This window comes from Sinomicrobium endophyticum (genome assembly GCF_052983315.1).
The window spans coordinates 1-16,070 of record NZ_JBRKIS010000052.1 but is presented as its reverse complement, the minus strand read 5'-3'; the positions used below and the strand labels follow the sequence as shown (position 1 = coordinate 16,070).

At 43.9% G+C, this 16,070-nt stretch carries 12 protein-coding genes and 2 tRNA genes; 10 read left to right on the top strand and 4 right to left on the bottom strand.

The genetic code is table 11. From position 1 onward, the window contains the following. Positions 1 to 87: 87 nt before the first annotated feature. The 3 genes from ACVBDU_RS20145 to ACVBDU_RS20135 form a co-directional block, all read right to left on the bottom strand. Positions 88 to 1,575 carry an efflux transporter outer membrane subunit gene (locus ACVBDU_RS20145; protein WP_447181491.1) on the bottom strand — a complete coding sequence of 496 codons (1,488 nt, stop codon included), beginning with the start codon at positions 1,573 to 1,575 and terminating at the stop codon, positions 88 to 90. A 55-nt stretch (positions 1,576 to 1,630) separates the two neighbouring features. Next, complete coding sequence (locus tag ACVBDU_RS20140) at positions 1,631 to 4,804, bottom strand: efflux RND transporter permease subunit (protein ID WP_447181490.1); 3,174 nt, start codon at positions 4,802 to 4,804, stop codon at positions 1,631 to 1,633. 106 nt (positions 4,805 to 4,910) lie between these two features. Continuing rightward, complete coding sequence (locus ACVBDU_RS20135; protein ID WP_447181489.1) at positions 4,911 to 6,062, bottom strand: efflux RND transporter periplasmic adaptor subunit; 1,152 nt, start codon at positions 6,060 to 6,062, stop codon at positions 4,911 to 4,913. A 708-nt stretch (positions 6,063 to 6,770) separates the two neighbouring features. Between ACVBDU_RS20135 and ACVBDU_RS20130 the strand changes: the two genes are divergently transcribed. After that, positions 6,771 to 7,067 (top strand): hypothetical protein, encoded by a 297-nt coding sequence (locus ACVBDU_RS20130; RefSeq protein WP_447181488.1) that lies wholly within the window; start codon positions 6,771 to 6,773, stop codon positions 7,065 to 7,067. A 333-nt stretch (positions 7,068 to 7,400) separates the two neighbouring features. Here the strand turns inward: ACVBDU_RS20130 and ACVBDU_RS20125 are convergent, their stop codons facing one another. Further along, the gene (locus ACVBDU_RS20125) at positions 7,401 to 8,543 is read right to left on the bottom strand and encodes an acyl-CoA dehydrogenase (RefSeq protein WP_447181487.1); all 1,143 of its coding nucleotides are present in this window, start codon (positions 8,541 to 8,543) and stop codon (positions 7,401 to 7,403) included. Between the two features lie 286 nt (positions 8,544 to 8,829). Here ACVBDU_RS20125 and ACVBDU_RS20120 point away from each other — a divergent pair, with 286 nt between their 5' ends. The 9 genes from ACVBDU_RS20120 to ACVBDU_RS20080 form a co-directional block, all read left to right on the top strand. Next, the gene (locus ACVBDU_RS20120; protein WP_447181486.1) at positions 8,830 to 10,290 is read left to right on the top strand and encodes an alanine/glycine:cation symporter family protein; all 1,461 of its coding nucleotides are present in this window, start codon (positions 8,830 to 8,832) and stop codon (positions 10,288 to 10,290) included. 78 nt (positions 10,291 to 10,368) lie between these two features. Continuing rightward, positions 10,369 to 11,595, top strand: coding sequence for a Glu/Leu/Phe/Val dehydrogenase dimerization domain-containing protein (locus ACVBDU_RS20115; RefSeq protein ID WP_447181485.1), 1,227 nt, complete (start codon positions 10,369 to 10,371; stop codon positions 11,593 to 11,595). Positions 11,596 to 11,880: 285 nt separating this feature from the next. Continuing rightward, positions 11,881 to 12,570, top strand: coding sequence for a MotA/TolQ/ExbB proton channel family protein (locus tag ACVBDU_RS20110; RefSeq protein ID WP_447181484.1), 690 nt, complete (start codon positions 11,881 to 11,883; stop codon positions 12,568 to 12,570). 387 nt (positions 12,571 to 12,957) lie between these two features. Beyond that, positions 12,958 to 13,344, top strand: a complete 387-nt coding sequence (locus ACVBDU_RS20105; protein ID WP_447181483.1) for an ExbD/TolR family protein — start codon at positions 12,958 to 12,960, stop codon at positions 13,342 to 13,344. A 4-nt stretch (positions 13,345 to 13,348) separates the two neighbouring features. Then, positions 13,349 to 14,197: an energy transducer TonB gene (locus tag ACVBDU_RS20100; RefSeq protein WP_447181482.1), complete on the top strand. Its 849-nt coding sequence runs from the start codon at positions 13,349 to 13,351 to the stop codon at positions 14,195 to 14,197. Between the two features lie 36 nt (positions 14,198 to 14,233). Beyond that, on the top strand, positions 14,234 to 15,445 hold the full coding sequence (locus ACVBDU_RS20095) for a bifunctional folylpolyglutamate synthase/dihydrofolate synthase (protein ID WP_447181481.1): 1,212 nt from the start codon (positions 14,234 to 14,236) through the stop codon (positions 15,443 to 15,445). Positions 15,446 to 15,575: 130 nt separating this feature from the next. Beyond that, positions 15,576 to 15,650, top strand: a tRNA-Val gene (locus tag ACVBDU_RS20090). Positions 15,651 to 15,677: 27 nt separating this feature from the next. Further along, positions 15,678 to 15,752: transfer RNA gene (locus ACVBDU_RS20085), tRNA-Val, on the top strand. Positions 15,753 to 15,797: 45 nt separating this feature from the next. After that, the coding region (locus tag ACVBDU_RS20080; protein ID WP_447181480.1) for a GIY-YIG nuclease family protein at positions 15,798 to 16,070 on the top strand (273 nt) is incomplete at its 3' end.

Here is a 16,070-nt window from a genome sequence, read left to right as displayed (position 1 = left end):
CCTTTGAAAAAATTCATTTATTAACCTAAAAGCATAAGGCAGAATAACCTCACAAAGACATGAAAAATCATCTGATTTACGTAGGCTTTACTGCCAGCCCCCTCCAAGGCTTCGGTATAATTCTATATTGGCGAGTAGTATTTGCATTTTTATATCAATGAGCCCCAGTTCGCTATCGAGGGCATCACTTTGCGCTGTGATTACTTCCAGATAATTAGCAAAACCACTTCTAAAGAGGAGGGCAGCATCTGTAACTCCTCTCTGGGTAGTATTTAACCGTTCTTGTGTAAGAACGTGTTCTTCTTCTAATTTATCTAAGGTTATCATGGCATCAGACACTTCTCTCACTGCATCAATGATCGTCTCTTTAAAGTCCAGCTGGGCTAGTTGCCGCCTCGCCAATGCCTTTTTGTAATTCGTCTTTAGTTTTCGTTGTTGAAATATTGGCTGAAAAATGGCACCGTTAATCACGGCAAACAAAGATTCTGCCGGGGTTGAGAACAGCTTATTCGGCTGATAAGAATCAAGCCCCATACTGGCATCGATAGTAAGGGAAGGATATTTCAATGCCTGGGCGATCCCCACTTGTGCATTGCTCGCAATCAATTCGTATTCCGAAGCGGCCACATCAGGACGGTTTTGTAAGAGCTCCATAGGCACCCCTGTATTGTAGTTCCCTTTGAACCCGGCATTGTCTAAATGCCCATGAATCTCTATGGGTTGTGGTTCTCTTCCAAGCAGGGCATTCAGCCTGTTTTCCTGAAGTGCGTACTCCCGTTCTATTTGCGGTATAAGCGCTTCAAATCTCAGTTTTTGTGATTTGGTCTGACGTACAGCCAGCGAGGTAGCCTCTCCGGCCTCGTACTGCAACTCAACAATTCGCAGTGTATTTTCATTGAGGTTGAGGTTTCGCTCTGCCACTGCCAGTTCCGCTTTGAGCTTTAACAATTCGTAATACGTAGAAGCCACTTCTGCGACCAATGCTGTCTGCACCGCCTTCTTAAACTCCTCACTTTGCATATAAGCCGCCCGGGCGGCATCTTTTTTCCAGCGAAGCTTTCCCCAAAGCCCTATTTCCCAACTGGAGCTCACGCCCAGGTTGTACGACAACTGTTGTGTATATAAACTTGTGGGAGGCGTTTCGCTTTCGTTAGCATGCCTCCTGGAGGCCCTGTTTCCATACTTATCGTGATACAAAGAACGGTAATCCCTTTTATACCCGAAAGGAGTAAACCCAAGCGAAGGGTAAAAACTGGCCCTGGCCTGCAACAGGTCTTGCCGACTCATTTCCAAGACCTGAACCGTTCGCTGCATATCTATATTATTGACCAGCGCAGTATCGATCAGAGAAACCAGGTCGTAATCCCCAAAAAACTCTATCCACTTCATCTTCGCCAAAGGAATACTGTCCAGGCTATCCGCAGCAACACTATCCAACCTGCCTATACTTCCGTGATATTCTTCCGGAAGTACATCAAAATCGGGTCTTTTATACGGGTCCCCTACCTTACAGCCCGTTACGGCTACCAGGAGAAACACCACTACACCGAGTCTTTTTATATTTTTTGCCAACATGGGTTCATATATTTTCAATCGTCAATAACTTTTTTGTCAAATACCCAACAGGGGACTACTCTTCCCCGGTAGTTTCCATATTATATCGGTCGTGTAATTTCAGGAACACATAGGTCAATACAGGGATAATAACAATCCCGAGAGTAACATTAAACAGCATTCCCCCGGCTGTACCTATACTCACCGATTTATTTCCGATAGCTGCAGAACCACTGGAAAACATCAACGGAATCAATCCGACGGTAAAAGCCAGGGAGGTCATTACGATAGCACGAAGGCGCAGGGCCCCCGCCTCTAATACAGCATCTAATATTTTCAAGCCCGCCTTGCGTTTTTGAGCAGCAAATTCCACAATCAAAATAGCATTTTTGGCCAACAGACCAAGTAGCATTAAAATACCCACCTGCACATAAATGTTATTGTCTATCCCCGCCAGGTTGATAAATACAAATACCCCGAGAATACCCGTGGGCAACGAAAGCATTACTGCCAGAGGCAACCAAAAACTCTCGTACTGCGCCGCCAGGATAAAATACACCAGTATAATACTGATGATAAACACTATCATAGCATCGGAGCCGGATTTCTTTTCTTCCAGACTCATACTGGTCCATTCATAACTTAAACTGGCCGGTAATTTGCTTTCTCCTAATTCTTCAATTTTTGCCATGACATCCCCTGTACTGTATCCCGCAGCCGGGGTAATATTGATTTTAGCCGCATTGTACAAATTATACCGGTTAACGGTTTCAGGTCCTAAGGAAGGTTCCAGTCTAACGAAAGTGTTTATGGGAACGTTTTCGCCATTTTCACTTCTCACAAAAATGGAATTAAAGGCTTCCGGGCTTTCGCTAAATTCGGTATCGGCCTGCATATACACCGTATACTGGCGGGTAAAACGGTTAAAATCGCTGACGCGTTGGCGCCCGAAGTTAGATTGCAGGGTAAACATCATATCCTTTACACTCACTCCCAACGCCTTTGCTTTTTCATAATCGATATCGAGTTTTAATTGCGGGAAGTTGGGATTAAAGGAAGTAAAGGCGCTTTCTATTTCCTTTTGACGGCTCAATTCGATGATAAACTCATTAGCCAACTGGCTAAATTCGCTCAAATCACTGTCGGCGAGGTCCTGTAGCATTATTTGCACCCCATCAAAGTTACCAAACCCCTGTACCGTAGGGCGTGGATATATATTCAAGCTACGTATATCCGTGATGACCTGTAATTTTTCGCTCAGGTGTATTACCAGCTCCTGAATGTCTTTGATCTTCCCTCTTTTGCTTTTTTCTTTCAGCTTGATATACGTTAATCCGGAAGAAGGTGTTTCGGAATTATCTACGATATTGAACCCCGAAACTGTATTTACGCCATCCACGGCCTTTTCCTTTTCCAAAATTTCGGCTATCTGGTCCAGAGCCTGGTTAGTACGGTTCAGTGAAGCCCCTTCGGGCATGGATATTGCACAGAGCAAAAAGTTATCGTCTTCCGTAGGGATAAAGGCCTTGGGTGTAATGCGAGCCAAAAAAATCAGCAACAATACAATAACCCCTAACCCCACCAAACTTATCCATTTAAATTGAATGGCTTTTTTCACTAAAGCAAGGTATTTGGCCGTAAACTTGTCAAAAAGTACATCAAATTTCTTAAGCCCTTTATCTTTTAACGAATTAACTTTTTTTAGTTTTTGAGAATGACTGTAAAAAGCCGATAACTGCTTTTTCTTTTTCTTTTTGTCCTTCTTTTTATAAAACAATATGAATAATGTAGGCCCCATCGTAAGTGCTACCACTGCAGAAAGCAATACGGAAATAACAATGGTATAGGCAAATTCCTGATAAAACACCCCCACGGGACCTTGCAGGAAGCCCACCGGAAGGAATACGGCGGCAATAACGACGGTAATGGAAATAACCGCTCCCGTGATTTCGCTTAAGGCGGAATTAACCGCCTGCTTCGCCGTCATCTTATGATGCTGCATTTTTTCGTAAATGGCCTCGACCACCACAATGGCGTCGTCCACCACTATACCAATGGCGAGTACCATAGAGAACATACTGAGTACGTTCATACTCACACCTATCGCTTGCAGGAAAAAGAAAGTACCCACCAACGAGATGGGGATGGTAAGGGCCGTAATCAATGTAATTTTAACATCCTGAAGGAAGATAAACACCACGAGGAACACCAGGATAAAAGCCTCTAAAAGGGTTTGCTGTACGTGGTGCATAGACTCATCAATGGCATCACGCACACTGAACGTAATCTGATAGTCCATACCTTCGGGGAAAATTTTAGCCTGGCTTTCCATAACTTCCCGCACAGCCTTGTCTATTTCCATGGCATTAGCCCCACTTTGCTGTACTATATCCATGGTTACGGCGGGCTTGCCGTTCAGACGGTTTTTACTGGTATAGTTGGAGGCACCAAGCTCAATACGGGCTATATCTTTCAACTTAAGTTGCAGCCCGTCTTTCTCCGTTTTTATCACAATGTTCTCATACTGTTCGGTCTCGCTAAAACGGCCTTCGTGCTTGAGTATAATTTCAAAAACCTCTTCAGAGTTTTCCCCGAACTTACCCGGCCCAGCCTCAAAGCTCTGATCGTTCACCTGGTTATAGATATCCCTTGGTGTCAGGTTATACAGGGCCAATTTTTCAGGGTTGAGCCAAATACGCATGGCATAATCACGCCTACGCAAGATCTGGGCTCTTGCCAGGCCCTCAATACGTTTGAGCTCCCGCCTGATGTTTTTTCGGGTATAAGCACTCAGAAAGGTTTCGTCATAGGTCCCGTCACTAAAAACATTGATAGTCATCAGCGTTCCCTTCATACGCTTCATGACCTGAATTCCGTTTTCTATCACCTCTAATGGAAGGTCGGATGTTACTTCCGATATACGGTTTTGAACTTCAACTGCCGCCAAATTGGGATCGGAACCAGGTTTAAAATATACCGTTACCCTTCCTTTTCCCGAGTTAGTCGCAGTAGAGTTGATATATTCCATATTCTCGGCGCCGTTAATGGCTTCCTCAAGAGGAAGCAGCACCGCTTTAGCCAGGGTCTCGGAGTTGGCTCCCGGGTAATATACCGCAACAGACACACTGGGCGGAGCAATTTCAGGGAAACGTTCTACGGGAAGTTGCGAAATACTGAATGCTCCGGCTAGTACCAATAAAATAGAGATAACAAAGGTAAGTACCGGACGTTCTATGATTTTTTTGATCATTGGATATCTATAGCTTTATTTTAAAATCAAACCGGGCCTTCTGTTCATGGCGGCTTTCTGCCTTGTCATTAATACAGGCCGTATGGTTCTTTCAGAAAAACGGTGATTAATTATCGGACAACAACCTTCCTTGCTGCACAGGTTTTACTTTAGTGCCATCGGTTATTTTGTTAATTCCCGATACCACAATGCGGTCACCAGCTTTCAGGGTGCCCTTCTTCACAATATAATTGTGTCCTGACCGGCCTTCTATTTCTACTTCGTGGCGTTCGGCAGTATTGTCATCTTTCAGCGTATAAGCAAATCTTTTGTCCTGAACCGACATCGTGGCACTTTGCGGAATAAGAATCGCTTTGGGGAAAATTTGTTCCATAACTATTTTTCCGGTATTCCCTGAACGAAGAAGCGTATCGGGGTTCTGGAACTTGGCACGAAGACTGATAGCCCCTGTAGAACGGTCAATTTGTCCCGAAGCAGCATCTACGTTCCCTTCCAGATCGTAGGTAGAGCCATCAGCCAGGATCAATTTCACCCTGTTACTCATCCGGCGCGAAGTAGAGTCCTTTTTCATACGTTCGTAATACAGGTAATCCGATTCACTCATGGAAAAGTATACGAATATCTCTTTTACGTTAGAAAGCACGGTAATAGGTTCGGAGTCGGTTTGTTTCACCACATTTCCCACAGATTTAGGAATACGGCCAATAAATCCGTTTACCGGAGCTTCAATAATAGTAAAGTTTAGTTTTATCCTTGTGTTGGCTGCTTGCGCCTGAGCCCTGTCGAGAGAGGACTGAGCCACTTCATAATCGGCCTGGGCAGTCTTTTGCTGTACTTCGGAGATCACCTCGTTGTCTATAAGCGGTTGAAGTCTGTCGAGTTCAGTTTTGGCTTTTCGCAGTTTGGCCTTTTCGAGTGCTACATTGGCCTGGGCATTTTTAAGATCCTCCATATAAGGCTGCTGGTTTATTTTAAACAAGGGCTGCCCTTTTTCTACATAATCTCCCTCATCCACATAGATCTTTTCCAATATTCCATCTACCTGCGGCCGGATATCAACATCTTCCGCTCCTTCTACGGAGCCCAGATACCGAAAGACCTTGGCTGCCGATTCCTCTTTTAACTCAATAACAGGAAGAGGCAGACCTTCATCTTCTTGCTCTTTTTCCTTGCAGCCTGTAAACAAGACCACAAGCAGGAGAATAGGCAATAACAGAAGAAAACCGGTGCTGTACGTTGTGTTAGTATTCTTTTTCATTTGTTTATGATTGCAATTTTAAAGTTGTTGTAAATATCAATAGAGGTGCCAAGCTTTACAGAATTCCACAACTTATTTAAAGTTACTGAAAAACAAACATTTACACAACATCATATCTTTTAACAATGCGAATGAGGTGTATAATTTGCGGGGTAGAAGCAGTGTGCATTGTGTAAATTTTACTCACTTTATACTCTGCCCTGTCCCGGATATTTATTCATTTCTTTATGCGGGACGTTTCGGGTTACATAAAAATTAAGCGCCCGATATCTGTTTACACAATATTCATTGAAATGATACGGCATATCACTATATTATGATACACCTTATGATTACTCCTGATCAAGATTAGCCAAAGTCCTTTTTGATCACAATAGCATTTACGGACGTTCGGTGACATGACATCTTTCCTTTTTAAATCACAATACACAATGGACCCCACCACACATGACCACCTCAAGTACAAATACCAGATCAGGCACACCTATACTATTTAATATCAAATAAATAATGTATAGTCTTTACACACTTTCACACCCGGTACACACGAACCACTACACATGTTTCATTTTCCCCTCTTACACCAAAAAAAATTAAATCATTGACGCACAAATAAATACATAACAACATAAGGCTCTTCCGAAAGCTGGCATCAAATTTTCAATGTATCAGACACAAACAAAGTTTAATCTTAAAATCTTAATAGTCATGAAAAAGTTATTTTTAGCCGCAGCATTAGTTTTTGGAGGATTTGCCACTCAGGCAGCAACTACCATAGATGCTAACGAGAATGTAGTAATTGCAGTTAACCAGGAAGAATTCACGGAAATTTCTACCGATGAAGTTCCTTCTGCCATTACAGAAGCTTTGGAGAAAGATTATGCCGGAGCTACTATAGACAAGGCTTCTGTGAACGAAGCAAAAGAGTATAAACTGGAAATTACCATGGGTGAGCAAACCGGTGTACTTTATGCGAATGAAAACGGAGAATGGATACAGAAATAATTCGTATTTCATTAGAGTAAACAAAAAGAGGTTGTCAAAGCAGCCTCTTTTTTTTATTCCGGTAATCCGCAACAGTAATTCAGGTGTTCTTTTTACTTCCGGAACATAGATTTTCAGGTAACCAGCGCATTTTATAGGCTACCAGATCTATCCGCTCAGATTCCGAATTTGAAATTTCACATTGTATGGCATAAAAAAATACGTTCCGGACATATTCATTGCACTCCGGAACGTATAAAAAGATATCTTTTCATGGAAACGGAACCTGATAACAGCCAAATTCAATATCTTATTCACTGATTTGTATTTCCGTACAAAGGATACAGGCAGTCTTTAATCCCTTAAAAGGCTCCTGGAAATCACAATTTTCTGTATTTCCGAAGTCCCTTCATAGATCTGGGTGATCTTCGCATCGCGCATCAGCCGTTCTACATGATATTCCTTCACATAACCGTTACCCCCGTGTACCTGTACTGCTTCTACTGCGGTATCCATAGCTACCTGCGATGCATATAATTTGGCCATTGCCCCGGACAGGTCATAATCATTTCCGTTATCCTTATCCCAGGCAGCTTTCAGCACAAGGTATCGTGCCGCTTCTATTTGTGTATGCATATCCGCCAGTTTAAAGGCAATAGCCTGGTGATTGCATATTTCGGTACCGAAAGCCTTTCTCACTTTGGAATACTCTCTGGCCAGTTCATAAGCGCCCGAAGCTATACCCAGTGCCTGGCTGGCAATACCAATACGTCCGCCGGCCAAAGTTCTCATGGCAAATTTAAACCCGAAACCGTCTTCGCCTATACGGTTTTCTTTGGGCACCTTTACATCGTTGAATATCAGGGAATGCGTATCACTGCCACGAATACCGAGCTTCTGCTCTTTGGGCCCTATCTCAAAACCCTCCATTCCTTTCTCCACAATCAGAACATTAATTCCATGGTGTTTTTTACCGGCATCTGTTTGCGCTATTACCAGATAAACACTGGCAGTCCCTCCGTTGGTAATCCAGTTTTTGGTTCCGTTCAGAACATAGTGATCTCCCTTGTCTATGGCAGTGGTTTTTTGAGATGTGGCATCACTTCCGGCTTCCGGTTCGGACAGGCAAAAGGCTCCTATGATCTCCCCTCCCGCCAGGCGGGGCAGGTATTTTTGTTTCTGCTCCTCCGTACCGTAGCGCTCCAGTCCCCAGCATACCAGGGAATTGTTCACACTCATCACCACGGAAGCGGAAGCATCTATCTTGGATATTTCTTCCATGGCAAGAACATAGGATATGGTATCCAGTCCGCTACCCCCGTAATCGGGAGAGACCATCATTCCCAAAAATCCCAGTTCTCCCATTTTACGGACCTGCTCCGTCGGGAACTTTTGTTTTTCATCTCTTTCTATGACACCAGGCAGCAGCTCATTCCGAGCAAAATCCCTCGCTGCATCGCGGATCATAAGTTGTTCTTCGGTAAATGTAAAATCCATTTTCTTCTAGTACTTTTTTGTTTCAAACCACACAAATTAATGAAAAATATGTATAAAAAATCGTTTTTACGGGGTGTAAATTTAATTTTTCACAAAAAATCATTTTAATTTTTACACAGAACTCATTTAAACTTATTCCGTAATCTCCCATAATTTTCTTTATTTTATGCCGGAGAAAAAACAAAACTCCGCATATACCATATAAAAATAACACATAAATATTTTATTAAGCCCTGTATTGTATAAGTCCGGGTAAAAAAACTAGCTATACTAACTTAAAATTAAAATGGAAGAAATTATCAAAAGTATTAATGGCATTGTATGGAGCAATGCCCTGGTTATCCTATGTCTTGGTGCAGGAATTTACTTTTCCGTCGCAACCAGATTTTTACAGGTACGGTATGTCCGCGAGATGGTGAAACTGCTTTTTGCCAAAGAATCTTCCAGTAAAGGGGTCACCTCATTTCAGGCTTTTGCCATAGCCATTTCGGGGCGTGTCGGAACCGGTAATATAGCCGGGGTGGCAACAGCAATAGCCTCAGGGGGTCCGGGCGCCATTTTCTGGATGTGGGTCATTGCCTTGCTGGGAGCTGCTTCGGCCTTTGTAGAAGCTACCCTGGGACAGATATATAAAGAAGTGAAAGACGGACAGTATCGCGGGGGGCCGGCTTTTTATATAGAAAAAGGGCTCCAGACCAAGGTCTTTGCCGTGCTCTTCGCTGTCGTAACCATAGCATCCACCGCTTTTTTCCTGCCTGGTGTACAAAGTAACAGTATTGCTCTGAGCGTAAAAGAAGCATTTGACGTCCCGGTATGGGCAACCGGCATAGGTATTTCCATTTTGCTTGCCCTCATTATTTTCGGGGGGATAAAAAGAATCAGTAAAGTGGCCGAGATCGTAGTCCCTTTTATGGCCCTGAGCTATATTCTGATGGCCCTTATAATCATTGGCATGAATATAGAAAAAGTACCGGAGATGTTCTCTCTTATCTTTCGTTCCGCTTTCGGTGCGGAAGAAATGTTTGCCGGTCTTTTCGGTTCTGCCGTTGCCTGGGGTGTTAAACGGGGGATCTACTCCAACGAAGCAGGACAGGGAACAGCCCCTCATGCAGCCGCAGCCGCAGAGGTAAGCCACCCAGCCAAACAAGGGTTGGTACAGGCTTTTTCCGTATATATAGACACGCTCTTTGTCTGTACCGCCACTGCCTTAATGATATTGTTCACGAATTCGTATAATGTAAAACATCCGGATATGGAAAACGAATTCATTGTACAGAACCTCGACAAAAACACAGAAGCCGGACCTGCCTTTACCCAGGCAGCTATCGCTCATCATTTCCCCGCTGCCGGCGCTGCTTTTGTAGCGATATCCCTGATGTTTTTTGCATTTACCACCATAATGGCGTACTACTATATCGCCGAAACCAATCTCAGCTATCTCGACAAGAAAGGCTCGCCGATCAAACTGTTGCTCTTACGCCTGGTATTACTGTTTGCCGTATTTTACGGCACTATAAAAAGCGCACAGCTCGCCTGGGATATGGGAGATATCGGCGTTGGCCTGATGGCCTGGATAAACATTATCTTTATCCTCATACTCCAGAGACCGGCCCTGAAAGCCCTGAAAGACTACAAGGAACAAAGAAAAAACAAAAAGGACCCGGTATTCGATCCGGAAAAACTGGGAATCCGCAATGCGGATTTCTGGAAAGAGTATAAAGCCGGAAGCACGAAGCACGAAGCATGAAGTTAAAATACTTCGCACTTCATGCTTCGTGCTTCATGCTTCACACTATATTCAAACATTAAACTACACAAAAAACAGATGAAAGAATTACTTAAACAATACGAAGACAAAGCACCGGAAATCGTATTCCACTGGCAGGACCAGGAAACAGAGGCAGAAGGCTGGACAGTCATCAACTCGCTCAGGGGAGGTGCCGCCGGCGGTGGAACCCGTATGCGAAAAGGATTGGATGTAAACGAGGTACTTTCCCTTGCAAAGACCATGGAAGTGAAATTCACCGTATCCGGACCGGCGATTGGCGGAGCCAAATCCGGTATCAATTTCGACCCGAAAGATCCGCGAAAAAAAGGAGTTCTCGAACGATGGTATAAAGCCGTCTCTCCGTTACTGAAAAATTACTACGGAACCGGTGGCGATCTCAATGTAGATGAAATCCACGAAGTTATACCCATCACCGAAGACTGTGGCGTATGGCATCCGCAGGAAGGCGTATTTAACGGTCATTTCAAACCTTCCGAAGCCGATAAAATAAACCGGATAGGACAGTTACGCCAGGGAGTCATTAAAGTGATCGAGAGCGATACGTATTCTCCGGATATACGCAGAAAGTATACCGTAGCAGACATGATCACCGGTTATGGGGTAGCCGAAGCCGTACGGCACTATTACAACATATACGGCGGCACTGTCAAAGGTAAAAAAGCCATCGTACAGGGATTTGGTAATGTAGGAGCTGCCGCTGCCTTTTATCTTGCGCAAATGGGTGCTAAAATCGTAGGTATCATGGATGTTTCCGGTGGGGTTATCCATGAAGAAGGCTTTTCTTTTGAAGAAATAAAAGCAATGTTCCTCGAAAAAAGCAGCAACAACCTGGTATACAAAAATGCTATTTCGTTCGAGGAAATGAATGAAAGAATATGGGGATTACATGCCGAAATATTTGCTCCGTGCGCAGCATCCAGGCTTATCACCAAAGATCAGATCACACAACTCATAGACGCCGGACTGGAAGTTATTTCCTGTGGCGCCAATGTTCCTTTTGCCGACAAAGAAATCTTCTTCGGTCCCATTATGGAATATACCGACAAGCAGGTAAGCCTTATACCGGATTTCATATCCAACTGCGGTATGGCAAGGGTTTTTGCATATTTTATGGAACGAAGGGTGTCCATGAGCGACAAGGCCATTTTTGAAGACACTTCAAATACCGTAAAAAGGGCATTATTACAAACTTTCAAACAAAGTGGTGCAAAAACCAATATAAGCAGTACCGCATTTGAAATAGCATTGCGCCAGTTGGTGTAACCATTTTCAAAAGACAACTTAGAAACTGTAGAAAGAATTGCCCCCGTACCTATCAGGGGGTTCTTCTTTTTAATTATCTTTGGTGCAGAGAAGTAGTCGGGATCAAAAAAATAAAGCTGTTGTTTTCAAAGGGAACCGGGATAAATACAAGAGCCGGAACGGGCATTCTCCGGACATCACGGGAACAATCTAAAGGAACAAATAACCTTCCGGACAACTTCGATATTACGGGAAATATAATTTTATGTTCGCTTAATCGTTTTAATATCAAAAACATTTTATCATATGATGCTATTTCAAGACGTTGCTCAGAATGTGGCCGAAGAAGCTCTCTCTGAGGAAAAAACCCTCTCTATTGCAGATCTTATTGTCAGTGGCGGCCCGGGGAGTATTATAATCGTGTTGATTCTTTTTATACTGCTTTTTGTGGCTCTTTATATTTACTTCGAGCGGATATTTGCCATTAAAGCAGCTTCCCAGATCGATAAAAATTTCATGAACCAGATAAGAGACCACGTAAGCAACGGTAAACTTGAGGCAGGAAAGAATCTCTGTGCCCAAACGGATGCCCCGGTGGCCCGGCTTATAGAAAAAGGCATCTCGCGAATAGGCAAACCCCTGGAAGACATCAATAAGGCTATAGAAAATGCCGGTACTCTGGAGGTCTACAAGCTCGAAAAAAACGTCAGTATTCTTGCCACCGTATCCGGTGCGGCGCCCATGATCGGCTTCCTGGGCACGGTAATAGGGATGATTATTGCCTTTCACGAAATGGCTACCAGTGGCGGACAAGCGGAGATCGGAGCCCTGGCATCGGGTATATACACTGCCATGACCACAACGGTAGCGGGCCTCATAGTTGGTATTATCGCTTATATCGGCTATAATCACCTGGTAGTACGGACCGACAAGGTTGTGCATCAAATGGAAGCCAACGCTGTAGAATTCCTGGACTTACTGGACGAACCGGCTTAGATATAAACGAAGGCAGAAATACAAAATCGGCTGAGTTAATTGATTTTAAAAGATTATTTTAGGGGATATGACAAAAATCGAATTTCGATAATCCCTCTCCCGAAAGTCCCGATAATTATCGGGATCGGGATTGTTACCCCGACCCTAAAGGGAGCATCCCGATAAATATCGGGACGAGGAAAATCAGGCTCCCTTTAGTCCCGATAATTATCGGGAGGGGTTAAACTGATTTTCCGATCAAATTGTGCAAAACCGATTTTTGTCATGTACTAATAACATCATTACAATGAAACCGGCGTGTTAAAAAAAGTCATTCAACATACAGAGGATGATCATTTTAAACATCAAAGGTTGCATGTAACCGCTGAAAAACAATAAAATAAGCACATGAAATTAAAAGGAAGAAATAAGGTATCGCCGGAATTCAGCATGTCCTCCATGACGGATATCGTATTCCTGTTGCTGGTATTCTTTATGCTTACTTCCAGTGTTCCGAATGCCCTCGATCTGCTGCTTCCTAAGGCCAAAGGAAAATCGACCAATGTGCAGAACATATCCGTGAGCATTAACAAAAAACTGGAGTATTACATGGATGACCAGAAAGTCAACCCGGAATTCCTGGAAACCGAGCTCAAAAGAAAACTGAAAGGTCAGGAAAACCCTACTATCATACTCCGGGCTGAAGAAGGTGTTCCCATTGAAAAAGCAGTTGACGTTATGGATATTGCCAACAGGAACAATTATAAAGTGATCCTGGCGGTAAGACCAAAATAAAACTATGTCATTCTTAGACACAAAACATAAAAAGAAATCGTTTACGCTAACCACGGTGTTGCTGGCAATCCTCGTGGCACTCCTCTTTTTCCTGGGACTGCAATACATGGAACCACCCCTCGAAACCGGCATTACGGTGAATTTCGGAATGACAGAATACGGATCGGGCAACGTACAACCGCTCGAAAAAATAAAATCTGCTCCCGAAGAGAAAGTCGAGGAAGAACAGCCGGAAGAAACTACAGCGGACGAAATTCCCACGGAAGTGGAAAAACCACAGGAAGAGGTACTTACTGACGACAAAACCGAGGACGCTCCCGTTATTCCTCCTAAAAAGGAAGAGAAGAAACCTGTAGTAAAGGAAACACCGAAACCTGCCGAAGAAAAACCTAAAGAAGAGCCTAAAAAACCTTCCAAATCTACCTCGGATGCTGTGTCCAACATACTGAACGGGCCCAAATCGGACGGAACGGAAAGCAAGGGAGAGGGAGATGACAACAAAGCAGGAGATAAGGGAAACCCGGATGGAGATCCTTATGCCAGCAGCTATTACGGCACACCCGGCTCCGGATCCGGGGGAGTAGGCTACGGACTGAGCGGACGGTCTTTACTGTCCCGGGGAAAAGTACAGCAGGACTGTAACGAAGAAGGACGCGTTGTCGTAAAGATCGAAGTAGACAAAAACGGTAATGTTATCGATGCGGTCCCCGGTGTAAAAGGAACTACCAACAACCACCCCTGCCTGTTAGAACCCGCAAAAAAAACCGCATTGATGTTCAAATGGAACCAGGACTCGGATGCTCCTTCCCGGCAGATCGGATTTGTGGTGGTTAACTTTAAACTCGGAGAGTAACAAGTTTGTCTTTAATTCTAAATCATTCCCATTTTCATGATGTACCAGCAAGTGCTGCAATGGATGTTCAACAGACTTCCCATGTATCAGCAGCAAGGAAAGACAGCCCTGAAACACAAACTGGACAATATCCGGGATTTTTGTGACCATCTCGGAAATCCGGAGAAAAAAATAAAAACCATTCACGTCGCCGGAACCAACGGAAAAGGTTCCGTAAGTCATATGCTGGCATCCATACTACAGGAAGCGGGTTATAAGACCGGGCTATACACCTCCCCTCATCTTAAGGATTTCCGGGAACGGATAAAAATAAACGGCATGGATGTTCCCGAAGATTTCGTTGTGACATTCATAACAGATAATAAGCCGTTTCTCGAGGCCCATGACCTTTCTTTTTTTGAAATGACCGTTGGTATGGCGCTCGATTTCTTTGCCCGTGAAAAAACAGATATAGCGGTAATAGAAGTCGGGCTGGGCGGACGGCTGGACTCTACCAATATCATTACCCCGGAGGTATCGGTAATAACCAATATCGGTTACGACCATACGGATATTCTCGGGGATACTCTCGAAAAAATAGCCGGGGAAAAGGCGGGGATCATAAAACCTGGAGTCCCTGTGGTTATCAGCGAATACCATCCGGAGACATTTTCCGTATTTCAAAAAGTGGCTGAAGAAAATCACTCCGAACTATCTCTTGCGGAAAATCTTTCCCTGGAAAATATGAGAAGTGACCTCACAGGCATATACCAGGAAAAAAATATCCGTGCCGTCATAGCAACAGTGCAACAACTGAAAAAATATAATATCAGCCGCGACAATGTCATTTCCGGGCTGTCCCGGGTGGTGCAGAACACCGGCCTCAAAGGAAGATGGCAACAATTGCAAACCAATCCCAAAGTCATATGCGATACCGCGCACAATGCCGAAGGACTGGAACTCGTCCTGCGCCAGGTGAAAAGCGAGCAATTCGAAAGGTTACATATTGTCCTGGGCGTGGTACGCGACAAAGACCTCAAACGTATTTTACCGCTTTTCCCGCAAAACGCAATATACTATTTTGCCGCACCGGGTATTTCCAGGGGGCTTCCGGCAGAAGAGTTACGGGAACAGGCCCGGGAGTACGGATTGGAAGGAGAAGCGTATCCTTCTGTAATACAAGCATATGAAAATGCCCTTTCCCGGGCGGAAAAAAACGATTTCATATACGTCGGCGGAAGCACCTTTGTAGTCGCTGAAATATTATAGAAAAATATAATAAATATTTTGCACGTGTAAAAAACAATCGTATTTTTGCATCCGCGATTTACAACAAGGGCAGTCACTTATGGTACTGCTTCTTCAGAAGTTCACTTTATTGACAGATCGTAATATGTGAGGGCTCTTAGCTCAGCTGGTTCAGAGCACCTGCCTTACAAGCAGGGGGTCACTGGTTCGAACCCAGTAGGGCCCACATTTTAAATTTGATCTATTATTTTCCGGGCTCTTAGCTCAGCTGGTTCAGAGCACCTGCCTTACAAGCAGGGGGTCACTGGTTCGAACCCAGTAGGGCCCACAACTAAAACAGCCTCTCTTTCAGGAGGCTGTTTTGTTTCTATCAATGCCGTTTTTCTGTTACATATTATACTCCGAAATAGCCGATAAATTCTATATCGGCGTAACATCTAATCTCCTTGAAAGACTAAAAAAACACAATGCCAATCATAAAGGATTTACCGGAAATTCCAATGACTGGATTATCGTTTATCATGAAACTTTCCCCTCCAAAAAAGAGGCCCTGGCCAGGGAAAAGCAAATCAAAAAATGGAAGAGCAGAAACAAAATTCAACAACTCATCAATAACACAAACCAAAACCTTAGCTCTGCTGGTTCT